Source organism: Paenibacillus mangrovi (assembly GCF_022898935.1).
Classification (GTDB): Bacteria; Bacillota; Bacilli; order Paenibacillales; family Paenibacillaceae; genus Paenibacillus_AQ; species Paenibacillus_AQ mangrovi.
Genome location: NZ_JALIRP010000003.1, coordinates 191,902 through 214,774 on the forward strand (window position 1 = coordinate 191,902; position 22,873 = coordinate 214,774).

Below are 22,873 nucleotides of genomic sequence, written 5' to 3' on the forward strand. Positions count from 1 at the left end.
TCGAAGCAAGGTTCAAGTCATGAATTGAGTCAAATGAGGTGAGCGTTATATGAAAAGAATCGTATTATTGGGCGGCGGCTACGGCGGTGTTCTCACCGCCAAGAAGCTGGCGAAGAAATTTAAGAAAAACAGTGATGTAGAAATTACGCTGATTGACCGTAATCCCTATCACACGCTGCTAACCGAGCTCCATGAGGTGGCGGCCAACCGGACGCCTGAGGACGCGGTCAAGATTGAGCTGAAAAAGATATTCGAAGGACAAAAGGTTCAGGTGGTGCTGGACGAAATCAACCACATTGATTTCGCAGGCAAAACGCTTGAATCCCGCAAAACCAAATACAAATATGATTATCTGGTTATCGGCACCGGCTGTAAGCCTACCTTTTTCGGAATTCCGGGCGCTGAGGAGAACAGCTTCACGCTCTGGTCTTATGAGGATGCGGTAAGGCTTAAGGAGCAGATCCGGGAGATGTTCGGTCAGGCGGCCAAGGAAATGGATCCGGTAATCCGGAAATCCAAGCTCTCTTTCGTCGTCGTAGGCGCAGGCTTTACAGGCGTAGAGCTGGTCGGCGAGATGGCCGAATTCCGGGATGAACTGTGTAAGGAATTCTTCATCGATCCGAAGGAAGTTCGCTTGGTTGTCGCAGATATGGCACCAAAAATCCTGCCGATTCTGCCGGATAAACTTATAGCCAAATCGGAGAAACGTCTCAAGCGAATGGGCGTAGAGGTCATCACGAGCGCCAAAATTACCGGTGTGGATCCGCAGGCCGTCATAATGGGCGATGAGCGGGTTCAGGCTCATACCATCGTCTGGACTGCCGGGGTAGAAGGCTCCGAACTGGTCGGTAATCTTGATGTACAGCAGCAGGGCCGCAAGCGGATTGTCACGAACGACAAGCTGCAGAGCGTGGATCACGAAAATGTGTATGTCGTAGGCGATAATATTTTCTACATCCCTGAAGGCGAGGCGCGGCCGGTTCCGCAAATGGTCGAGAATGCCGAGCAAGCGGCGCCGATCATTGCCCATAACATCCATGCCGACGTCACAGGCCAGTCGAAAAAGTCTTACAAGCCGGGCTTCCACGGCACGATGGTCTGCATCGGCAGCCACTACGGCGTAGCCAATGTCGGCCTGCCGAACCGCATGTTCATGATGAGCGGCTTCATGGCGCTGTTCGCCAAGCATTTCATCAACATGTTCTATCTTTTTACGGTAGCAGGCTTTAATAAAGTATGGTCTTATATGATGCATGAATTCTTCCATGTGCATAACCGGCGCAGCTTTGTGGGAGGGCATTTTTCCAAACGCTCGCCTAACTTCTGGCTTGTGCCGCTGCGGATCTACGTAGGTATTATGTGGCTCTCTGAAGGTCTTGATAAGCTCTGGAAGATTATTGATAACCCATCGCGCATCTTCCTGATTCCTCCATCCCCGCATGCTATGGATGCCACTTCGGCAGCCAGCCAGGCTGTGGATGCGGTAAGCAAGACGGTGGATGCACAGGCGGCCGCATCAGCGGTCACCAATGCCAAGGATGCCGTCGCGGCTCTGCCCGTACCGCATTTCGTTACGAATATCATGAACGGATTCATGGATCTCTTCTTCTACCAGTCTAACGGGGATTATACCGTACTGGCCAAGTGGTTCCAAATCGGCATGGTGCTTGCGGAGATTACATTCGGCATCCTGCTTATCATCGGATTGTTCACCGCTCTCTCCTCGATCGCTACGATCTGCATGGGCCTCATGATCTGGTGTTCGGGCATGGCGCCTTATGAAATGCTGTGGTATCTCGCAGCCGGCATTGCACTGATCGGCGGGTCGGGCAGCGTATTCGGACTGGACTATTACGTTCTTCCTTGGCTGAAAAAACAGTGGAAACGAGTTCCGATCGTACGGCGTTGGTATCTGTACACGGATTAATGGAGTGGATTTGCCAGGGATGGAGTAATGTGCAGCAAACGCACGTTACTCCATCTTTGTTTAAAACGATTGAAACCAGGGGGCGTTATAGATGACCATGCTTATTGAAAATACCCTGCAGCTGCTGGAGTCCTCATGTGCTCCGGAAGCCATGGCCGTACTGGACCTAGACCCGTCAGAACTGAAGGAGACCGCTTCGATACTGGAGGATTACGGAATCCCTTTTTCACGCAGCATCAAGCTCATGGCCTTGATTGCTCTGCTAGCGCTGGCCAGAAAGCGGCATGAGGATGTTAGCTTCTCCGATGAGCAGCTGACCCGAAAAATACTGGACGGCGACTATTTTCAAAGCCTGTATGTCCAGCTTGCCATGCAATTCGATGAGATGGGGCTGGTGCGTTATCTGGCTCCACGGCTGAAGAAATACTACATCAGTCAGGCCATGGGCAAACTCTCGGCAGAACCGCTGCACGACAGTCTGCAGGCTTATTTGCAGGCGGAACAGGCCGCGGCAAGAAAAGAGCAGGCCATTTAAACACAGGTTGTCAGCCGTCATACAACATCAAGATAAAGAGAAGACTTGGAGGAATGTGAGATGAAGCCGACCCTGCATGAAGCCCTTCAGATCGATATCAAGCGGATCAACCGCGAGATTGAGAATATCGTTAAATATGACAAGGATGTTCCTCGCACCTCGGTGCTTTCGCACAGCGTGCTGCAGCTGATCCGCTCTGGCGGAAAAAGGCTGCGGCCCCTGCTCGTTATTGTCGGCAGCCGTTTCGGCACCGCCAAGACCGGCAGCCGTTTCGGCACCGCCAAGACCGGACGCCGTCAGCTCCAGCTTGCGGCTGCCGCGGAGTTCATCCATGCCGCTTCGCTGATTCATGACGATATTATCGACCGCTCGGACCTGCGGCGGGGTGCCCCCTCCCTGCATACGCAGACCGGCGTGGCGGAAGCCGTCCATATCGGGAATTATATGTCCGCCAGAGTCGTCGAGCTGCTCTCCGACTTCACATCGGATCATGATCGCTTTGTGCACGACCTTTCTTCCCTGGCAACAGCCCAGCTCTGCATCGGCGAATACGAACAGCTTCAGCATGCTTTTGACTACGACTTGACTCTCAAACAGTATCTTGAAAAAACGCGCTGCAAAACGGCTCAGCTCATGGCTACCTGCCTTCGCGTAGGCGCCCTGTCCACAGATGCGCGGCCTGAAGTCGCAGATGCTCTCTACCGCTTTGGCGAGTCCTTGGGCATGGCCTTTCAGATCGAAGATGACATCCTGGACTTTACCGCAACCGCAGAGATGATTGGCAAACCGGCAGGAAGCGATCTCAGACGGGGACAGGTTACGCTCCCTGTCCTTTACGCCCTCTCGGATCCTGTTCTTGCTCCCCGTATCCGCGCTATTCATGCCAATTCATCTGAAGAGGAGATCGAATACGCCCTTCAGGGCATCTGTGTCGGGGATGCTCTTGCACGTTCTCAGCAGATGCGCATGGACTATTTGCAGCAGGCCATGCAGGCCATTGAGCTGCTGCGCGGTCATCCGGCGTACGGACAGCTTGAAGTGCTGCACCAGTATTTTGGCGGGAAGACAGCCTAAGTCACAGCTGCTGCTGCACCAAACTGAAAAAGCCACCTGGAGTTAATCCGGGTGGCTTTATTATAAGGAAAACGTCTATCGTCGTAATCTCACAGAAGACAGACCGTGTTTAGTGGTTGTTTTCCTTGCGATATAAGGATGTGGCCTCTTTGAAGTTTATGCTTCCTTATATCTAAAGGAAAACGTCTATCGTCGTAATCTCACAGAAGACAGACCGTGTTTAGTGGTTGTTTTCCTTGCGATATAAGGATGTGGCCTCTTTGAAGTTTATGCTTCCTTATGGCTTCAAATAAAAGGGATGTCCGCAGGCCTCTGCCTAGGACATCCCTTTATATTTATCCCATTGCGGTAATCAGAATGGCGATGCATGCATATCCGAGCAGCGTCACGGTTTTAGCAGCGGACAGCTCTGATTTTTGCGAAGCGCGGTAAAATCTGCGCTGAGCTAGAAAGTTCCGGTGCACCACATACAGAATGGCGAGATCGGCAGTGGCCAGCAGCAGCATTTGTCCCGGCTGAAGCTGTCCTCCCTCCGTTAACGGCCGTTCAGCGGCGCCCAGGAACATTAGACCAAGCATCAGAAATACGACGCTGCGCAAAGATTCAAGCATCCAACCCGCAGCTTTTCCCATACTCATCCTCCCACCTCCAATTCACGGTCTGTGTACTTTTCCTTGCGATATCAGGATGCATTTCCCGAAAGGTAATGCTTTCTAATATCTTATCATACACTACCACATTGTGGAATCACTTTAGCAGGAAGAAGTCCAAGAGCGTGAAGAACAAAATGACCATACTAATGATCTGATTCAGGTGGTAAGAAGCCAATTTCATAAGTTGGGTATTGCTCGGCCGGATGATTCCATGTTCCGTCATTAACAGGATGGAGGCGATGAACAGCCCCGTCAAATACAGCGGGCCCAGATGCTGCGTGAAATACAGCAGAACGAGCAGCAGCATCATGATCAGGTGCATCGCTTTGGACATCAGCAGCGCATTCTTCAGGCCGAAGAAACTTGGCATGGACCATAGGCCGTGAGAACGGTCGAACTCGATATCCTGGGTGCCGTAGATGACATCGAAGCCGGCAATCCACAGCATCACGACCGTTCCCAGCACAAAGGGCGTGAACGCAAAGGAGCCAGTTACCGCAAACCAGGCGCCGATCGGCGCGGAAGCAATGACAAAGCCCAGATAAAGATGGCTCAGCCAGGTAAAACGTTTCGCATAGGAATAAGACGTAATCAATACGATCGCTACCGGCGACAAAACCATGCACAGCGGATTCAACATCGATGCTGCGAAAATAAAGATCGCGTAATTCACCACGACAAACACGCCCACTTCTCGGGTGCCGAGCAGGCGCCGGGGCAAATGCCGGTGCGCCGTCCTCGGATTGGCGGCGTCGAAACGCCGGTCCGCCAAGCGGTTAAAAGCATTCGCCCCGTTCCGCGCGCCGATGAGCGCGATCAGTCCCCACAACATCACATGCCAGGATGGCCAGCCTCCGGCGGCCCACACCATAGAGATAATGGCGAAGGGCAGCGAAAAGAGCGTATGCGAGAACATGACCAGCTCGCTGAACTGCCTCGTTTTGTGCAGTACTTTATGAACGCCCGCGGTCAGCATGTCCTCTCACTCCCTTTTCCCGGCAGACTGTGGGTCTGTCGTGTTCGCCTCTTCACGAACAACTGTCAGCACCTGATCAAGCGCATCCAGCATCAGACGGATGTCTTCGCCGGTAATGACCAAAGGCGGCTGGAAAGCCAGTACATTGCGATGGATGCCGTTTTTGCCGATGATGAAGCCCCGGTCCTTCATCTCTTCCAGCACCCGGTCAACCAGCTGCGCGCTTTCTTCCGGCGAAGCGCCGGACAGCTCGACTCCAATCATCAGCCCGCAGCCGCGGACCTCGGATATCAGTGAAGGATGGCGCTGCTGCAGCTGAAGTAGTCCTGCCTGAAGCGTCTCCCCGAGCAGCTTCGAGCGGCTGACCAGTCCGGCATCGCGAATATAGTCGAGCACAGCCATCGCAGTTACGGATGCAACCGGATTGCCGCCGAAGGTGGAGGCCGACGGCTGGTTCATGGAAGCCGCTATAGCGTCGGTTGTCGTGAATGCCGCTACTGGAACTCCGTTTCCCAGCGCTTTGGCCATCGTCATGATGTCCGGCACCACGCCGAAATGCTCCATGGCGAACATCCGTCCCGTCCGGCCAAAGCCGGTCTGGATTTCATCCGCGATCAGCAGGATGCCGAAGCGGTCGAGGCGTTTTTTGACCTCGTGAAAATATTCTGCCGGTGGGATGATGATCCCCCCGTTCCCCTGAACAGGCTCTACGATCATGGCCGCGAATTCCGTTCCGCGCTGCTCAAGTACCCGGTCCAGTGCCTCCAGGGAACGTTGCACCGCCTCTTCTTCAGTAAGTCCTGGCTGAAACGGACGCGGAATAAATGCCGTGCTGCCCTCGAGAAACGGATCGGAGCGCCACATCGCAAGCCCCGTCACCTCCATCGTCAGATAGCTGCGCCCGTGCAAACTGTGCTCCAGTGCAATGAAATGCTTGTGCCCGGTATGTCTGCGCGCCAGCAGCATGGCCCCTTCGTTGGCTTCCGTCCCACTGTTTACGAAAAAGGTCCGCTTCAGCCCTTCCGGCAGTACCTCGGCTAAACGCTCCGCCAGCATGGCGTTTGGCTCTGTCAAATAGATCGTTGACGTATGCTGCAGCCGCTTGAGCTGTGTAGCGGACGCCTCAGCGATCACCGGATTGCAGTGTCCACACGCCACAACGGAGACACCAGCAAAAAAGTCAGTGTACCGCTTGCCGCCGGCATCATACAGATACTGCATCACACCGCGCACGATGAGCGGCGGTCGGCGGTAAAAATGCTGTGTACATGGATAAAAATACTCGCCCCGCAGATTCAGAACTTGTTCCGCATCCCCTGATTTCAAGATTTCAGACATGATCCATTCCCCTCCGGTCCGTATAAGATATTAGTTAAACTGAAGTGATCCAAGCGTATAGCCTGCAAATACCGGCTTCAGGACAACGGGTTCCGCTGCTGTCGTCTCCGTTCCCTCCGTCTGCTCCAATGCCTGGCGGTACGCCCGGATGACGGTCTGCAGCTCATGTACCTTATATGGCGCTCCCTCAATCCGTAAGCAGGAAGCCCCCGCTTCGATGAGCTCAGGCAGAACAGAAAGATAGCACATCTCTTTGCTGAGCAGCAGATGATTCCGTCCATGCTGGTCCTTGTACACCGGATTCTCGCCTTTGTCGGTCATCATTACCAGAATATCGTTATCGACATAACGGTTATCCTCCTCGCCAACCGGTTCCAGCAGCTCCGTATTCTCGTACAAGTCATGCTCCATATACATAACCGTCGGAGAGCCGTGCACGATGATTTCGAGCGGCACACGGGAATGCGTGAGCAGATCTCCGAGATGGGCCGCCGTCATCTCCGGCGATACGGTCACTCTTTCCATGCCCTGCCCCCCATAGAAGCCGGCTGAGAAATGATTATAAATATTCAGATTCGAATCCCCGATCATCGGGTATCCCAAATCCTTAAAGGCATGCACCGCTCCCAAATTGGTGACCAGCAGTCCGTCCAGCGCAGGCTGCTTACCGCCAAGAAGCTGCGCGTACTGCTCAAAATGCAGCTCTGTCATCATCCGCGGCAGTCCCAGGTAAATACGCGTACGCCCCTTTGCTTCGCAGAGCGACTCAATGTCCTTTTTCGTAAACGGCAGGTCGGGAAGGAACACATCTCCGGAGAGATACAGATCATCCACTCCCTCCTCAAGCGCCATTCGGGCCTGGGCCATGTTATTCACCCGCACCGCGAGTCTGGCGGCTGCCTTATCCTGCTGAGGCGTATGCGCCGCTTCCGTTACACCGGACAAATAGGTCCGAACTTCCGATATCCGCTCATCGCTCATCTCCCGCTCAGGCGTAGGTGTGCTGAACACCCGTCCGGTGCTGTAGAATTTGCCGGTACCTTCATAGCGGCGGTTGATATTGGCGAGCCCAGGTTTGCCGAATGCATAGGCCGTGGAGAAATCTCGTTTCCGGTTCTCGTACAAATGCTGTGCATCCTGTGCCCGGTCAAATCCGATTGGATCCTCGATATAACGGTCGATGGCATCCGCGTAACTGTTCACGAGCATTAGGACAAAGGAAGCGTCCCGCATCCGTCCTTCGATTTTGAAGGAGCAAATTCCGGATTCAATCAGCTCCGGGATATGCTCATACATGTACATGTCCTTGACAGCCAGCGGGTACTCGGCAGGATAGACGTAGCCGTCTTTTTTCACCCGGTAATCCCAACGGCACGGCTTCATGCACTTGCCTCGATTGCTGCTCATGCCGAACAAGTAGGAGCTGTAATGGCAGTTCGCCCCGTGTGCAACGCACATGTCGCCATGGATGAAATATTCCAGCTCCATGCCGCTTAAGCCGTGGATATAACGCGCGGTTTGCAGATCCATTTCCCTGGAGGTGACAACACGTGTAACCCCAAGCTCCTGCAGCCCCTTGACCATCTCCAAATTGTGTACGTTCATCATGACTGAAGCATGCAGTGGAAGGGAGAGTCCCATCTCGCGCACCAAAGACAGCACCGCAAAATCCTGTATGATTAAGGCATCCACACCTGCCCCTTCGAGAAAGCGCAGATATTCCTTCGCACCTTCGACCTCTGCTTCACTCAGCAGATTGTTGACGGTCACGTACACCTTTTTGCCAAGTGAATGGGCGATGTTTACCGCCTCTGTTATCTCTTCCAGCGTAAAATTATAGCCTTTGCGCATCAGGCGCATATTGAAAGCAGGTCCACCCAGATAAACAGCGTCGCAGGGCGCCTGGATCACTTCCTTGAAAATCTCAAACGTACCTACGGGCGCCAGCAGTTCAATCTCTTTTTTTCCAAACCAACGTGACACAGCGATCCCCTCCACCATCTCTATTTTTAAATATGGCTTGTTTCAGACTCCAAAATCATTGCCATCTTCCTTAAGAAAAACGTCTATCGACGCTGATAACTTAATAAAAGCCTATCCATACGATAACCAGGCACATCAGAACAAAGGCGGCAACAAACCACGATTCCCCCTGCCCCCATACCAATGGCCGATATCTGGTCCGCGGCGCCCCGATCCGGTATCCCCGTGACTCCATCGAAGCGGTCAGATCCTCCGCCCTTCGGAACGCGCCGACAGTAACAGGCACAAGCAGCGCCGTCAGCATCCGTGCTTTTTCCTTCCAGGGAAGCTCTCTCAGATCCGCGCCGCGCGAGGCCTGCGCCTTCAGAATCGTCTGCGCCTCATCCAGTATCGCCGGTATAAACCGCAGCGCAATCCCGGTCATCAGCGACAGGCGCTCTGCAGGAATTCCTGTCCACTCGAGCGGCTTCAGCATCCCTTCAAGGCCCTGGTTCAGCTGTCCGGGGGATGTCGTGAAGGTCAGCAGCGCCGTAAAAGATACGAGCAGCACCATCCGTAAGGCGGCAATCGCTCCGGCCTCAAGGCCTGCCGAATCCAGGTGCCAGGAGCCGACGGCAACCAGCACGCTTCCGCCTTTGACGGCGAAGCATTGGACGATCAGGATGAACAGCATCAGGAAGCGAAGCGGCTTGGCTGCCTTGAGATAGGTCCTGACAGGAATACGGGTTAAGGCCATCATCAGAACGGAGAAGACCATCAGACATAACAAGGCAAGCCAAGATCGGGCGCATACCACCATGACTGCATAGAGAAGCATGGCGGTCAGTTTGGCCCGCGGATCGAGCCGATGTACGGGCGAGCCTGTATCGATCAGCCTTCCGATCAGCAGCTTTTCATGCATAGACCCGCTCCTTTCCGGCTGCTGCCGAAGCAAGCCGGACCATCCGGTCGGCCAGCGCGGACGGGCTCAGGCAGGGCTCCTCCGCCTGCAGTCCATAGGCTGCTTCAAGCTCGCGCCAGCAGCGGATAGGCTGCGGGATTGACAATCCGCAGCCCGGAAGCCTCTCCGCTTCATCCACAAGTCCGCGCCGCGTCCCATGAAACACCGCCCTGCCTTCATGCATGATGACCCAGCGGTCCGCATAGGGCAGCAGCTCATCGATATGGTGCGTGACAACGATGATCGTTTTGCCTTCTTCGCGGCAGAGGTAGTGAAGAAGCGACGTAAGCTCCATCCGGCTAATTTGATCAAGCGTTGCTCCTGGCTCATCCAGCACCAGAATATCCGGATCCATGGCCAGCACAGAGGCGATTGCCGCCTTGCGCCGCTGCCCTCCGCTTAGCTGCAGCGGATGACGGCTGAGGAGTCCCTCGCTGAGTCCCATCTGTTTTAATGCCTTTCGAGCCCGTGCTGCCGCATCTTCAGGCGCTGCTCCGAAATTGACAGGACCGAACATCAAGTCCTTCTCTAGCGTTTCTGCAAACAGCTGCTGCTCGGGGAATTGGAACACGAGTCCCACCCTCCTGCGCAGCGGCGCCAGCTTGGGTGGTTTCTTCCCCGCAGCCAGCGTCATATCCAGCACTCTAACGGCTCCCTCTGTCGGGAGCAAAATGCCGTTCAGCAGCTGAAGCAGCGTCGATTTGCCCGAGCCGGATGATCCGGCAATGCCGGTCAGGAGACCCTCTGCAAGCTCCAGATTCACATCCTGCAGCGCTGTCTGCCTGAGCAAGCTCCGTGCATCATACGTATAACTTACATGTTCCAGCTGAATGGCCATATCCGTTCATCCTCCAGGTCCATATTCACGGTGCCGCTTCCCAAGCCTGCATCCGCAGGCCGTATTCCCCGCTTCTCCAGTTCAAGGGCGAGCTGGGTGCGAAATGGCGGAACCATTCGGCACATCCGCAGCAGCTCCTCGCTTCGGAACAGCTCTCCCGGCATCAGATCTGCTGCGAGCTTCCCCTCATGCATGACCAGTACTCGCTCCGAAGCGGCAATCTCTTCCGCATCATGCGTAATGGACAGCAGCGTATACCGGCCTTCGCTGTGCATCTCCCGCAGCAGGCTGAGCCAATCCCTCCTAGCCATCTCGTCGAGCATGGAAGAGGCCTCATCCAGAATGATGAGCTCCGGCTCCATCGCCAGAATGGCCGCAACCGCAGCCCGCTGCTTCTGGCCTCCGGACAGCTCCTGCGGATGACGGTGCAGCAGATCGCTGATGCCAAGACTTGAAGCGTAGCGGCTGATCCTGCTGCGCATTTCTTCCGCATCTAAGCACAGTCCCTCCAGGCCGAAGGCCATATCCTCCTCCACCGTCGCGCCAATGAACTGGTTATCCGGATTCTGGAAGACCATCCCCACCTTCTGCCGGATACCCCCTATCGCTCCCGGTTCAAGCTTCGTGCCACCGATCGTTATACTCCCGGAACCAGCGCGAAGCAGACCATTCATCAGCCGGATCAGTGTAGACTTCCCGCTTCCGTTCGCCCCGGCCAGCGTAACCCACTCGCCTCTGCCGATCGAAAGAGATACATTGTGAATATCTGCACACTGTCCATCATAAGCAAAGGACACCTTCTCCATGACGACCATATCCGCTTCTATATTCTCTATCGACTCTGTAGGCTCGATCCCGTCGGGTGTTGAAGCATCCCCATGAATTTCTGTTGGAACCGTCTTTTTCTGTAGCCGTGTCTTCCCAGCCTTCATAAGAATCCCCCCTTCTGAAGTGCTGCTAATCTTTCAAGAATGAATCGAACAAGGCCAGCCGTGATAAGGATGGAATCAGATATTTTGCTGCAATCCCAACCAGGATGCCTGTCGCAATGCCGCTGATCAGCAGAGCAGGCAAATAGTAGAAAATATTCAGGGTAGAAAAAACGATGGATGCCGCTGCCAGCTGACCGATATTGTGGGCAATCCCTCCGGCAATGCTGATGCCGATCAGGCTCAATCTGCGCCGGCCGAGTTTCATCAGAAGCGCCATGACTGCAAAGCTGAACAAAGAGCCGAACAAGCTGAACAGCAGGCTTGAAAATGTCCCGAAGATAAAGGCGGTTAGGAGCGTTTTGAGCACCACCAGCATTAGCGCATCTCTTGCCCTTAAAAAGTACAAGCAGGCCAAAATCATAATGTTGGCTAGCCCCAGCTTGGCACCCGGAATCTGGATGTTTATCGGAATCATCGATTCGGCTATGCTGAGCACTACGGCCACCGCAGCAAAAATCGCGATCACGACCGTCCTTTTCAGGACAAGTGATGTTTCTTCATCAGATGACGGCATCCGTACCTCCTCCTTCCCCGCCCGTGCCTTTAATTTCAACGATGACCCGATGCGGCAGGCAAACGATCGTGTCCCCCGGGTTGGTTTTAAAGCCAAAAGTTAGACAGATCTGATCCGGGCAATCCGCATCCACCATTTCAATTCCGTAATCATGGACTTTAAGCAGGTTGTCGCCGCGCTTGGTATTGATCTCGATCGTCTGCTCCTCTTTTGTAAGCGTGACGGTTTTATATACCTCTCCATCGACCTTAATTACAGCTGTCAGCGGATTATTGTGATTTTTTTCACTTGACTGTCCGTTTTGAACCCATCTCGGAACCATTAGCAGCAGCGCGGCTGCCACAATTACGGTAATAAGCAGCAGGTCTCCACGTTTCATAGCGCGAACTCCCTTATTTTTTAAAGTTTCAAATCTTAGATGCTTACATTATAGCCGTGTTCCTCCAAAGCTTCAATGAGCGAAGTCGATGAAAAATATTATTTGTTAAGAATTTCACAAAATGATCATCTTCCGGTAAACGAAAAAAAGCATCCGCCGTTTCCAGCGAACGCTCTCCTATCATTATGCCCCATGCTTGGGGATCGAGGGCAAATGCCTCCGCATATAATCAACGAATACCTTGGCAAATACCGGATCCCACTGAGAGCCTCTGCCTTCATCCAAAATCCGCAGCGCCACGGATGGCGCCATTCCTTTGCGGTACGGACGGTCCGATGTCATGGCATCATACGCATCAGCCACAGCAATGATCCGTCCGAGAACTGGTATTTCTTCCCCTGCGAGCCCATCGGGGTATCCCTTGCCATCATAACGCTCGTGATGAGAACGTACCCCTGGCAGCAGGGCAGCCATGACTTCCTTGGGTTCGATCTGAAGAAGAATATTCTCCCCGAGGGCCGGATGAAGCTTGATCTGCTCAAACTCCTCGTCCGTCAGCCGCCCTTCTTTCAGCAGAACCGTATCACGGATGCCGATTTTCCCGATATCATGCAAAAGCGCAGATTCCCGGATGACCACAAGCTCCTCGAAGGACATGCCGCAAAGCCTGCCGATCAGCTCCGAATATTCGGCCACGCGCAGGGAATGTCCTGCAGTATAGGGATCGCGCGCATCCAAAGCCACCGCAAGCATGACGAAATAGCTGTCCAGCGTGGCCTGTCTCTGCTCCTCCCGCTTTTCCATTGCGCCGACCATCCTATTGAAGCTGTCAACAAGCTTGGAAAATTCATCAGAGTAAATGTTCTGAACCTTCGTCATCCGCCCATCCTTGATATCGCTCATCGCATCGTACAGCTTGGAGATCGGCTGCTCAATATCCTGGGTGATTAGCCGCGCACCCATATAGGCGAAGACGATGCCGATCATCAGAATGAGACTTGCCCAGACCCAGTAGTTCTGGAACATCGCGTTGTCCAGACTCTTTAGCCGGATTTGCACGGCAAGGCTGAACAGCAGCAGCGGTGAAATGCCAATCAATATGCTGCTGATCAGAAATTTAGGCCGTATAGACAGAAAGACATGACCGCCCGCGTCCAGCTCAACCTGAAATTTCTTCGCCTTCATGTTTAATTCGATCAGCAGTGGACGAATGGCAGCCGTCGTCAGAAAAAATTCGAGCAGGGCATGCATACATGCCACTAGAAATGCGCCCGCCGCCACTATGACCAGATAAGAAGTGGGAAAGGTCAGCAGCCCTCTGCTCAGCATCCAGGCCGTAAGCAGGACTGCCGGAATGGAAAAGCCCAGCAAATGCGGGACAAGGATCCTGTAAACGGACAGCAGCGGCAGCCGGTGCGTCTGAATATAAGCTTTTCTAAGCATATCCAAATCCGCACCCGGCGTCAGAAGCCCCTGCCGTATAGGCCGTACATGGCGCAAGAAGGTAATCAGCTCTGCCGCAGCCATGACGGCGAGGGAAGTCAGAAGAATGAATATAAGACGTTTATATTCCTCCGAAGGTACGTCCAAGGCCGCCAAGAGGATTGTGCTGCCTACAAGCAGAACCGCCAGCAGTGAACCAATCAGATCATTGCGAACCAATGTGTTCAGAAACGACCGGTAAAGCTTTTTCGCCCCGGGACAGGAAAATTCGGTATTCATACAACTAAGCCTTCCTTATAATAGAGTTGCTATACAAAATGAACTCAAGATCGTTCTGCAAATGCTACTATACATATCGGACAAAAGACGGAGAATTGTGACAATAATTTGCTGAAACGTTTCGTTTCCCACAAATTTCTCACCTTTTTTATGACCTTCGAGCTCTATTTTGCCGTAAATTACTCATTTTCTCGATCCAGGCCTACAAAAAAAGAAGACTGCATAGTTAATCATGCGCCTTCTTTGCAATGTCACTTGAAGTATTTACAGGTCCGAAATGCCGAAATGGGCTTCCAAACCTGCCTTTCCCTGCTCGGTCACGATGATCGCACGTCCGGAAGGAGGTCGCTTGATCCAGTTTAATTCAAAGAAACGGGCTACGACGGCATGACCGAGCGTACCTGCGAGATGATGCTGGCGCTCGCTCCAATCCAGGCAGATCCGGCTGAACGACCGGCGCTGTTTACGAAGAGCGGGAAGATCCAGTCCAAAGTCCGCGAAGAACCGCTCACCTTCCGGTGTGACGGTGAACTCCGTTTGCCCTTTTTCCAAATATCCGTGATCCAGCATGGACTCAGTCAAGCGCACTCCCAGCTTTCCCGCCAAATGATCATAGCAGGTTCGAGCTTCGCGTAAAGCCTTCATCTGCGAGGACTGCCGAAGGGATCTGACTTCAGCGGGTTTCGATAAGGTAAGCAGCATTTCCAGCGACTGCGCTATTTCATGGTCAGCCAGTTGATAATAACGATAGCGGCCGTGCTTCTCCACGGTAACCAGCTTGCCGGCTACCATTTTTCCCAAGTGAAAGCTGGCGGTCTGCGGCGTGATGCCTGCAGCTAAAGCCAGTTCACTGGCGGTATGGAAACGCCCGTCCATCAGACTCGTCAGAATGGTAGCGCGGGAAGCATCTCCGAGAAGCGAGATCAGCTCTGCCACTTTTGGGCTTGCATTCATTCGATTCCCCCCATCAAGATTTTGCATTCCATACTTCGATGATAATGGAAATAATATTGTAATACAATGAAATCGGGACGAAATATAAGGATACGCCATGAGATTTTCCATATTCAAAAAAAGAAAGAAGGTTTACTTGGATGAAACGCTCCTTGTACATGTATTTGATTCTGCTTAGCCTGATTTGGGGAGGATCCTTTTTCTTTATTAAAATTCTGCTTCCTTACTATGGGCCGGGGTCCATCGCCTTCTTACGGTCATCCTTCGGAATTCTGGCGGTTCTGCTGTTCATGCTGATCAGGCGGAAATCCATCCGCTTCCGGCAAATCCCCTGGGTACCCATGGTGATCGTCGGCCTTCTCCAAACCGCCGTACCCTGGTGCCTGATCGGGTTCAGCGAGACTCGTCTGACCAGCAGCACGACCTCGGTATTAAACGCGACCACTCCTTTTTGGACCATGATCCTGGGGGTGCTCTTTTTCGGACGTAAATCGAGCCGATTTCAGTGGATCGGACTTGGCGTGGGGTTCCTGGGACTGCTTGTGGTTCTTGACATCCACCCTTCCAAAATGTTCGACAGTGATCTGACAGGATTCGCCACCATGCTGGTTGCCACGTTCTTTTACGGGTTGTCATCCCAGCTGTCCAAGAAATATCTGCAGCATATCACGCTTGTGGAGACAGTCCTGGGCACGCTTTCCGTGGGCTGTATCGCGAGCGGAATATTCGCGATTCTGTTTGAGCCGTTCTCTTTCTCGCCGCTAATCCATGACTGGACCGTCGTGCTTGCGCTCATCGGCCTCGGCTGCTTCGGGTCTGGTGTGGCTTACTTTTTGTTTTATCATCTCGTACAGGAAGGCAGCGCCGAATTCTCAACCATGTCCACCTATTTGATTCCTGCTACGGCCATTGTATGGGGATTTCTGCTACTGGATGAGCCCGTGCATGTAAGTCTCCTGACAGGACTGGCGCTGATCCTGTGTGGCGTGTTTTTGACAGGAAGAAGCCCCCGGAAATCGAAATCACCCAAACTCAAGGCGGAGGGCAAACTTCAAGGGTAAAATGACTTAATTCGGTAGGGCCGGCCCATCCTTCTGACGGATATCCGGCTCTATCCCCTGTACTCTCGCCGTTACAAATCATATCTCTTGCCATATAGTTACATCTGTGATATAATCTGATATTGTAAGTTTCATTTAACCCCTTTTTCGTTCCTCGCAAGAAGAATAACTCTTCGTGACCACGAAGTTTTAAATTCCTATTTTGAATAACCCAAACGAAGTAAGAGTTTATGTAAAGACGAGATTCTGATTCACACTGGCGCGGTCATCGGAGCCGCAAGGACAAAAGAGAGGCAGGGCTTTTGTTGTTTTAGAAATGTCATTATTCTGTATTACAACAAGAAACCAGGAACCGGCTGCAGTCTGTTGTTAGACTGTCAGGGGTTAAATAGTTGGCGTCATGCTGCGCCAGACCATAAACACATAGAACCCCCGGAGAACTGCCAGAGGCAGCTTTTCGGGGGTTCGCCCATTTCTATACCTGGTAGCCTTTAATCGGCGTTTTAATCGGTGCGCCTCTCTTCATGTATTCCAGAAGCGCGACCGGGTCATTATCCATTCCGCCGGCATTGACGCGGTAGCCGATATATTGGCCCGGACTGTTAATTCCCTGTTTGACGGAAAATGTAACCTGTATGCCAAGCTTATGACAGATATCAATAACGGGCTTGGAGTAACCGCCATAAGGAAAAGCAAGAATATTGCGCGTATTCCCGAGCTTTTCCCGGAGAATCTCATCGGACAGTCCCAGATCCCGGGTCACGCGCGTGGTGTATTCTCCCTCGGTTTCCACACGATGCAGCGTCTTATTATCCTCCGGTCCCATTAGCATCGGCTCGGGGCGGTCCACCGTTCGTCCTGCAATCCGGATGTTGCCATAGGCATGAGAGTCAAAGGTATGACTATAAAAGTCGATTCCGGACCGATGCATTGCCAGTACCTGATCCCAGTTCAGCTTCGGAATGCCCGGATGCATTTTGTTGCCTACTGTGTTTACGATCAGGAAACTGGTGGCAGGTACATGATACTGCTCTAATATCGGGTAAACGTCCGTGTAGAACGTCTCGTAGCCGTCATCAAACGTCAGGAGTACCGCATTATCCGGCACAGCCTTGCCTTTCGTTATGAAATCCGCATACTGGTCCATCGTAATCCAATGGAATCCGTTTGCTTTCATGGCGTCTAGCTGCTGCTCGAATACGGCTGTATCTAGGCTTTTGCTGTTGGTCGGATTGGGCCGCACGTCATGATACATCAGGACAATGACTTTATTTTTATAATAGATGGCATTAGGCGTCGGTTTTGTGGAGATAAAGCCATGGACCCGGACGGCACTTGTTCCTTCCTTCCCGTGGCTCGTACGAGCGGGATGGTATACATAAGGCCCCTGTCTCCAAAGAAACAAGGAGGCGATCAACAATATCAGACCAAGAGCACTGTATTGAAGTATCTTTTTACGGCGCATGACGTTCATAAGCTCCTTTATTCTTAAAATAATTCACGTAAGTTAGAGATACATTATTCACCTTATAAACATACTGTGAAAACAAGGAGTGATGCAAATGCCGAATTACCGGATCATTATCGACCTGTCTGATCGAACGCTGTATCTGCTGGACAACGATCAAGTGATCAAGTCCTATCCTGTTGGCGTCGGCAAAATGGTGACACGCACGCCGACAGGCGATTACAGAATTATCAACAAACAGCCGAATCCCGGCGGTCCGTTTGGCGTTCTCTGGATGGGTCTCTCCAAGCCGCATTATGGCATACACGGCACCAACAATCCATCTTCCATCGGACATGAGGTTTCTCATGGTTGTATCCGTATGTATAACGCGGATGTGCTGGACCTGTCGTCCCACGTCCCTGTCGGTACCCGGGTCACCATCCGGCCGTAGAGCACAATATCCCCGAAGGATAGCGGTCCGCAGGGATTTTGTTGCCGCTCGTCAAGCGTTCAGCAAATTCTCATATAGAGCCTCCGGTTTGGCAGCGAAGTCGGAACACCTGTCTGAAGCAGGTTTGCACACGCAAGTGGTTCTATTTTTGCTATGAAGTCTGCCTTTTTCATCCTGTTCTCCCTTCCCCTGAGCTGCTTCTATACAATGCTGGCCTGCATGTAGCTGCCTGTACGGAAAGCACCTTGTAAATGAAGGAGAACAAGCCTGATTTCCGTCTCCGTCAGTTTGCGTAATTCCCTGCGACTTCTTACAATAAGATCATATGGTGACGGAGGGTGGAAACATGAATATGAATACCACAAAATGCAGCATAACAGAGCAAGAAATTATGCCGGGTGTCCGTGCCCTTCAGGCGGGTCCTGAAGATAAAGAAGCGGTGAACGCCCTAATGGTTCAGGCTGCTTCTTGGCTGAAGAGCAAAGGCTCCAGACAATGGAATGAGCTGCTTGCCGGTGAAGACCGCCATGGGGTAGCAGATGCGATTGACCGCGGCGACGTGTTTATTTTTAAGCAGGACGACATGATTGCCGGGATGGTCATCCTCCAGCAGCATGCAAGCAATTGGGACCGATCCCTCTGGGGCGAGGAAGGCCATGAGACTTCCATTTATCTCCACCGTCTGGCCATTAACCGTGAATTCGCCGGCAAACAGCTTGGAAGCGCCATTCTTCATTGGGCTGAACATGGCATTCGTTTTCCGGGCAAGGACCGGGTCCGCCTCGACTGCATCGCTTCGGTCCCGGCTCTGAACCGCTTATACAGCGGCGCGGGCTTTGAATATAAAGACCAATCCCCAAGCGGCTTTAATCTGTATGAAAAAATGCAGCCGCAGGTAGTGTAAGACAGAGCTGACATCTGAATTATATGCAAAAAAGGCAGGCTCCGATCATACGGAGTCTGCCCTTTTCATTTCCTTATATGTGCACGGACTGGATGTCTTCGAACCTGATCCACTGCCAGTCGTCTTCCTCACGCAGCTTAATTTCCTTCAGATATGTATTAATCACCGTCACGAAGCCTCTTAGCTGGACGGTTCCATGCGGGGTATCCACCGTCAGACGAATTTTGACATGCTTTTCGAGCGACCGGGTCAGTTCACGTTCTATATAAGGCCAGTCCGGCGCCTCCTTCTGCTGTACGGCCGCAGCCGTGCAGGTATCCTTACATGTTGTATCCGGAGTCATCAAAGGGGATAGATGCTGTCTGTTCAAAATGATCATCTCCCATCACATTTTCAAGAACAAGTGTTCCTATTATACTTCAACTTGTTCCCTTTTGGCAATGTGAAAAAAGTATTGGGAATGATCCGTTATAGCTCCCCGGAACGTCGAAGCCTGTCCAAAAACTGTTCCTCGGACACAACCTCGATGCCTTCCCGCTTCAGTAAAGCCGATGTGACGCCGCTTCCGTCGATCCGCTTATTCTCAAATTGTCCGTTATAGATCATTGCACTACCACAGGAAGGGCTGTATTCCTTCAGCACCACCAGCGAAGCGCCGAGCTCCCGAATGCGTTCGAGCGCCGCTTGAGCGCCCTTAATATACATATCGCTGACGTCTCTGCCGGATTTCTCAATCACCCGGGCCCGTCCATCCAACACATCATCGCCGTTTCCGCCCTGTATTTCAGCCGGTTCCCTTGGAGTTGTGAATCCACCCATCAGCTCAGGACAAACCGTGACCGCCTTTTTCTCTTCTACCAGACGCTGGATGACCTCATGCAAACAATGCGTCCCATTATATCTAACCTTCATTCCTGCAAGACAGGAACTCACTACGATCATTTCCATCACCTCGTACAGCTTATTATACAAGAAGATGGTTCCACCGTCTCCAGGGACCGAAAAAAGCGCTGCTCACTTTGCCTGTGGACAGCGCCCATGTTATTTTACCAATTTCAAAGTCGCCCTCGTACGGAGCTTCAGCCATGGTTCGGGATGGTCTTCTCACTGTTCTTGTCAAAACCCGGCTCATACACGCTAAAAAAGGAAATGCTGGACGTCTTCACATGATGCTCGTTCAGATCAACCCACTCCTCGCCTTTCAGCCTTGCAATAACTCCCTGAATGTCGTCCGAAATGATGTTTAATGACTCCCCGCCAGCAAAATGAATCCTAATACTGCTATCGCTCATCGCTTGCACCTCCAAAATTCGGCTTTTACTTCAAGGAAGTATTCCCCATTCCTTTACTTCTTATTTATACGGATTGGGGGAAGGGCAATTTGGGAGCAGGAGGCGCTTCACAAATTAGTTTTATTTACAATTATTAATATCCAATTATAATCAATCAAGGTAATGTTATATCTTACTTGGAACTCTATGTATTTAGTTGCGTACTTAAAGTATGCATGGTGAAAATATTAGACTTGAAGACTACGCCAGAAGAACTAGTCCTTTTCAAACTTCACCATTAATCTACATCTCTCAATGATTGTTGAGACAAGTAAAAGGGGAAAGAGAGGAGATGACGTCATTTTCAAAAATTAGCCATAGATAAAAACTTGATATCGCTAATTAACCATGACGAACACAGCAAATCTCCCAGCCGATGGGTATCACTCAAAGGATTGAACTATTTTGAAAAAATCAATCGTACTCATGTTGTCTTTAATGCTAGTATTAACTGCATGTGGATCCAAAGAAAAGGAAACCGCAGCACCTGCAGAAAGTAAACCAGCCACAACTCAGGAATCACCAAAAGAAACACCTAAAAAATCAGATACAGAAAAAATGGAAACTGCAGAGACCAAAGAATTCTCCTTCTCCTATCCGGCTTCTTGGAAAGCTTACGATTTGTCCCAGCTTAACCAGCCAGCAATTAAAGCAGCCTATGTCGATTCAGCACCAAAAGGGGGTTTCGCGGATAATGTCAATGTAACCATGGACGGTACCACCACTACAGCAAAAGAAACAGCAGATTTGACTAACTCCCAATACGAAAGCGGTGCTGTGGGAGACACCATGAAAGATTACAAAAAAATTAGCTACACAGACACTCCCAACAACACCGGAGTTTTGGTAGGCGAATATACACAGGGTCAATCAGGGGTTCAGGCCATTTTGACGCAATATATCGTTCCTACGGGCAGCCAGACTTATAGCCTCTCCATTACCTATTCCAAAGATTCTTACAACAACGGCGGTAAAGAGATGGCCCAGAAGATGATCGATTCCTTCAAGTTAAGCGGTACGGCTGCTGCCACAGAGCCGGAGAAAGCATCTACAGATGGAGCAGCTGTGACGGCGAACCCAGGAACAGGAGAAGTGACATTTGCGGATGTGATGGTTAAGCTCGTTCCGACAATCACAGAAAACGACGGAGAAATGACCGAGAAGACGTATAACTACATAGTTGCCCACAGTGATCTATTCCCTGCTCTGACACCTGAAAGCAAGAAAACGGCCATGTCATTAGTGGATGCAAACATCACCACTCGCCACCTTTTCAAGAATGTGACTCCGTATCTGGACAAAATGGTTCAGGTCACAGGATCTGTCGTAGAAGTTTATGAAGAAGAGACGGAGATCGGAACCCTCGCAGCCATCCATGTGTTGGATAATAACGGAAAATCCGTTCTTGGTTGGTATATGAACTCTACTGGCGACATCCTCGAGGGAGACGATGTGACCATGTACGGACTGCCAACCTCCATATTTTCTTTCGATAATGGCGGTGGAACAACCAATGCCCTTCTGATGAGTGTATCGACCGTACAGAAGGTTCAATAACCAGCAAACCTGATTACAAAAAAAACGCAGACCCCGAGGCATCCAAAGCCTTAGGGAATGCGTTTTTTCTGGTTAACCGACATAAAAAAGCACGATCCCCGAATTCCGGAAACCGCGCTGTGTGTTCTAGCAAAGATGCTGGTGAAGGGAATTGAACCCCCGGCCTACGCATTACGAGTGCGTTGCTCTACCCCTGAGCTACACCAGCTTAAAACTGTGCTTCATCTAATATATCAAACGAAACAAAAACTATTATACAACTTTCATTTCAAAATGCAATACTCTTTGGCAACTGGTACTTACTGCAGCTTCAAGCGCACCGACTGAAGCTTCTGCTCGCTGGAGGATGCTTTGTCGCGTCTGTCGTCGACTTTGACGGAAGTGGACACGCGCAGCGCTCCCGACAGGAAAGGTGCTTCATGCAATGCCGCAATCGCCTTCCATACGTCCTCAAGCGGCCCCTCAATGATCGTGCTCATCGAAGTCAGCTGATAGCTTACTCCCTGCTGTCTAGCCAGTATCCTCTGCATATCCGCCACATAAGCACTTAAGCTCGTCGTCGCCGTTCCGATCGGAATAATCGTTACCTCTGCAATCGCCATGTTTTTTCCTCCCTATCCTATATTTAAATCATCTCCGGATTGTCCCTTAGTTCCTTCCCTTATTGTATCCAACTGAGGAAAAGATATCAAAGTCACGTTTCCCTAAAATTTTATTTACCCGCGCCACACCTGCTTTTTCCCCTTAAAAGGAGCATTTTTGGACATTTTTCGAGCTTAACCTTTCACTCTCTTAGTAGCAAATAGACCACTTCTCTGATATAATTCATATTGCTTGTCTTTTTGAATTTTATGTTTACAAACACAATATATTGGGTTAAATTAGTATGACAACAACCAAATATAGTGTAGACAGGTGAACCAGGCTCTATCACGCCTACGGTTCCTAAGAGGGAAGTACGGTGCAATTCCGTCGCGGTCCCGCCACTGTAACCGGACAGCCGAGAAGCGTTTGTCTTCGGCCAAAATCGGCATATGCCACTGCAAGAAATACCTTGCGGGAAGGCGCCTATGGGGTTCCGGGAGTCAGGAGACCTGCCTGTTTCGTTCGCACAAAGCCTACGAGGAATAGGAACGTGTTGCCATGAAAATATCTACATATGGTGTTGTAGATATTGTTCTTCTGCGCCCATTTTTGGTGCCTATAAGAATAACATGCAGCATTTTCGGCCTCTACAGACCAGGTCGCCGGAAATGCTTTTTGTATGGCCGAACACCTCTTTCCTGATCCGTTT

Annotated in this window: 23 protein-coding genes, 1 tRNA gene and 1 riboswitch; of the genes, 7 read left to right on the top strand and 17 right to left on the bottom strand. The window is 51.5% G+C overall.

Annotated elements, in window-relative coordinates:
- Positions 1–49: 49 nt before the first annotated feature.
- The 3 genes from MUG84_RS09075 to MUG84_RS09085 all read left to right on the top strand — a co-directional run bounded on the left by MUG84_RS09075 (position 50) and on the right by MUG84_RS09085 (position 3,536).
- A complete protein-coding gene (locus MUG84_RS09075; RefSeq protein WP_244724023.1) occupies positions 50–1,927 on the top strand; it encodes an FAD-dependent oxidoreductase in 1,878 nt (625 codons plus the stop codon).
- A gap of 91 nt (positions 1,928–2,018) precedes the next feature.
- Positions 2,019–2,462: a hypothetical protein gene (locus tag MUG84_RS09080; protein WP_244724026.1), complete on the top strand. Its 444-nt coding sequence runs from the start codon at positions 2,019–2,021 to the stop codon at positions 2,460–2,462.
- Positions 2,463–2,522: 60 nt separating this feature from the next.
- Positions 2,523–3,536: a polyprenyl synthetase family protein gene (locus MUG84_RS09085; protein WP_244724036.1), complete on the top strand. Its 1,014-nt coding sequence runs from the start codon at positions 2,523–2,525 to the stop codon at positions 3,534–3,536.
- Positions 3,537–3,871: 335 nt separating this feature from the next.
- On the opposite strand, the gene MUG84_RS09090 is transcribed toward MUG84_RS09085, so the two are convergent.
- The 11 genes from MUG84_RS09090 to MUG84_RS09140 form a co-directional block, all read right to left on the bottom strand.
- A complete protein-coding gene (locus MUG84_RS09090; protein WP_244724039.1) occupies positions 3,872–4,174 on the bottom strand; it encodes a hypothetical protein in 303 nt (100 codons plus the stop codon).
- A gap of 109 nt (positions 4,175–4,283) precedes the next feature.
- Entirely contained in the window at positions 4,284–5,165 is an 882-nt protein-coding gene (locus MUG84_RS09095) for a UbiA-like polyprenyltransferase (protein ID WP_244724042.1), read from the bottom strand.
- A 6-nt stretch (positions 5,166–5,171) separates the two neighbouring features.
- Positions 5,172–6,503 (bottom strand): aspartate aminotransferase family protein, encoded by a 1,332-nt coding sequence (locus MUG84_RS09100; protein ID WP_244724046.1) that lies wholly within the window; start codon positions 6,501–6,503, stop codon positions 5,172–5,174.
- Positions 6,504–6,533: 30 nt separating this feature from the next.
- Positions 6,534–8,486: a peptidase U32 family protein gene (locus MUG84_RS09105; protein WP_244724049.1), complete on the bottom strand. Its 1,953-nt coding sequence runs from the start codon at positions 8,484–8,486 to the stop codon at positions 6,534–6,536.
- A 100-nt stretch (positions 8,487–8,586) separates the two neighbouring features.
- Positions 8,587–9,387, bottom strand: a complete 801-nt coding sequence (locus tag MUG84_RS09110) for an energy-coupling factor transporter transmembrane component T family protein (RefSeq protein ID WP_244724051.1) — start codon at positions 9,385–9,387, stop codon at positions 8,587–8,589.
- Positions 9,380–10,264: an ATP-binding cassette domain-containing protein gene (locus MUG84_RS09115; RefSeq protein WP_244724053.1), complete on the bottom strand. Its 885-nt coding sequence runs from the start codon at positions 10,262–10,264 to the stop codon at positions 9,380–9,382. Before MUG84_RS09115 ends, MUG84_RS09110 begins: the two co-directional genes overlap by 8 nt.
- Complete coding sequence (locus MUG84_RS09120) at positions 10,240–11,196, bottom strand: ATP-binding cassette domain-containing protein (RefSeq protein WP_244724055.1); 957 nt, start codon at positions 11,194–11,196, stop codon at positions 10,240–10,242. Before MUG84_RS09120 ends, MUG84_RS09115 begins: the two co-directional genes overlap by 25 nt.
- Positions 11,197–11,221: 25 nt before the next feature.
- Positions 11,222–11,770, bottom strand: coding sequence for a Gx transporter family protein (locus MUG84_RS09125; RefSeq protein WP_244724057.1), 549 nt, complete (start codon positions 11,768–11,770; stop codon positions 11,222–11,224).
- Complete coding sequence (locus MUG84_RS09130; protein WP_244724061.1) at positions 11,757–12,149, bottom strand: NusG domain II-containing protein; 393 nt, start codon at positions 12,147–12,149, stop codon at positions 11,757–11,759. The genes MUG84_RS09125 and MUG84_RS09130 overlap by 14 nt, the downstream gene beginning before the upstream one ends.
- A 183-nt stretch (positions 12,150–12,332) precedes the next feature.
- A complete protein-coding gene (locus MUG84_RS09135) occupies positions 12,333–13,871 on the bottom strand; it encodes an HD domain-containing phosphohydrolase (RefSeq protein WP_244724065.1) in 1,539 nt (512 codons plus the stop codon).
- A 264-nt stretch (positions 13,872–14,135) separates the two neighbouring features.
- Positions 14,136–14,825, bottom strand: a complete 690-nt coding sequence (locus MUG84_RS09140) for an ArsR/SmtB family transcription factor (protein WP_244724070.1) — start codon at positions 14,823–14,825, stop codon at positions 14,136–14,138.
- A 140-nt stretch (positions 14,826–14,965) separates the two neighbouring features.
- Between MUG84_RS09140 and MUG84_RS09145 the strand changes: the two genes are divergently transcribed.
- The gene (locus tag MUG84_RS09145; protein WP_244724074.1) at positions 14,966–15,886 is read left to right on the top strand and encodes a DMT family transporter; all 921 of its coding nucleotides are present in this window, start codon (positions 14,966–14,968) and stop codon (positions 15,884–15,886) included.
- A 475-nt stretch (positions 15,887–16,361) separates the two neighbouring features.
- Here the strand turns inward: MUG84_RS09145 and MUG84_RS09150 are convergent, their stop codons facing one another.
- Positions 16,362–17,351, bottom strand: coding sequence for a polysaccharide deacetylase family protein (locus MUG84_RS09150; protein WP_244724077.1), 990 nt, complete (start codon positions 17,349–17,351; stop codon positions 16,362–16,364).
- 97 nt (positions 17,352–17,448) lie between these two features.
- Here MUG84_RS09150 and MUG84_RS09155 point away from each other — a divergent pair, with 97 nt between their 5' ends.
- Both MUG84_RS09155 and MUG84_RS09160 read left to right on the top strand, forming a co-directional pair.
- Positions 17,449–17,787 carry a L,D-transpeptidase gene (locus MUG84_RS09155; protein ID WP_244724080.1) on the top strand — a complete coding sequence of 113 codons (339 nt, stop codon included), beginning with the start codon at positions 17,449–17,451 and terminating at the stop codon, positions 17,785–17,787.
- Positions 17,788–18,133: 346 nt separating this feature from the next.
- Positions 18,134–18,691 carry a GNAT family N-acetyltransferase gene (locus tag MUG84_RS09160; RefSeq protein WP_244724083.1) on the top strand — a complete coding sequence of 186 codons (558 nt, stop codon included), beginning with the start codon at positions 18,134–18,136 and terminating at the stop codon, positions 18,689–18,691.
- A 73-nt stretch (positions 18,692–18,764) separates the two neighbouring features.
- On the opposite strand, the gene MUG84_RS09165 is transcribed toward MUG84_RS09160, so the two are convergent.
- The 3 genes from MUG84_RS09165 to MUG84_RS09175 form a co-directional block, all read right to left on the bottom strand.
- Entirely contained in the window at positions 18,765–19,061 is a 297-nt protein-coding gene (locus MUG84_RS09165) for a YolD-like family protein (RefSeq protein ID WP_244724086.1), read from the bottom strand.
- Between the two features lie 98 nt (positions 19,062–19,159).
- Positions 19,160–19,633: a 2-thiouracil desulfurase family protein gene (locus MUG84_RS09170; RefSeq protein ID WP_244724929.1), complete on the bottom strand. Its 474-nt coding sequence runs from the start codon at positions 19,631–19,633 to the stop codon at positions 19,160–19,162.
- A 137-nt stretch (positions 19,634–19,770) separates the two neighbouring features.
- Positions 19,771–19,983: a hypothetical protein gene (locus MUG84_RS09175; protein ID WP_244724089.1), complete on the bottom strand. Its 213-nt coding sequence runs from the start codon at positions 19,981–19,983 to the stop codon at positions 19,771–19,773.
- A gap of 444 nt (positions 19,984–20,427) precedes the next feature.
- On the opposite strand from MUG84_RS09175, the gene MUG84_RS09180 reads away from it, so the two are divergent.
- A complete protein-coding gene (locus MUG84_RS09180) occupies positions 20,428–21,579 on the top strand; it encodes a PsbP-related protein (protein ID WP_244724092.1) in 1,152 nt (383 codons plus the stop codon).
- A 136-nt stretch (positions 21,580–21,715) separates the two neighbouring features.
- Here the strand turns inward: MUG84_RS09180 and MUG84_RS09185 are convergent.
- Positions 21,716–21,787: transfer RNA gene (locus MUG84_RS09185), tRNA-Thr, on the bottom strand.
- Between the two features lie 91 nt (positions 21,788–21,878).
- Entirely contained in the window at positions 21,879–22,181 is a 303-nt protein-coding gene (locus MUG84_RS09190; RefSeq protein ID WP_244724095.1) for an MTH1187 family thiamine-binding protein, read from the bottom strand.
- A gap of 294 nt (positions 22,182–22,475) precedes the next feature.
- A riboswitch (cobalamin riboswitch) is annotated at positions 22,476–22,695 on the top strand.
- Positions 22,696–22,873: the final 178 nt, after the last annotated feature.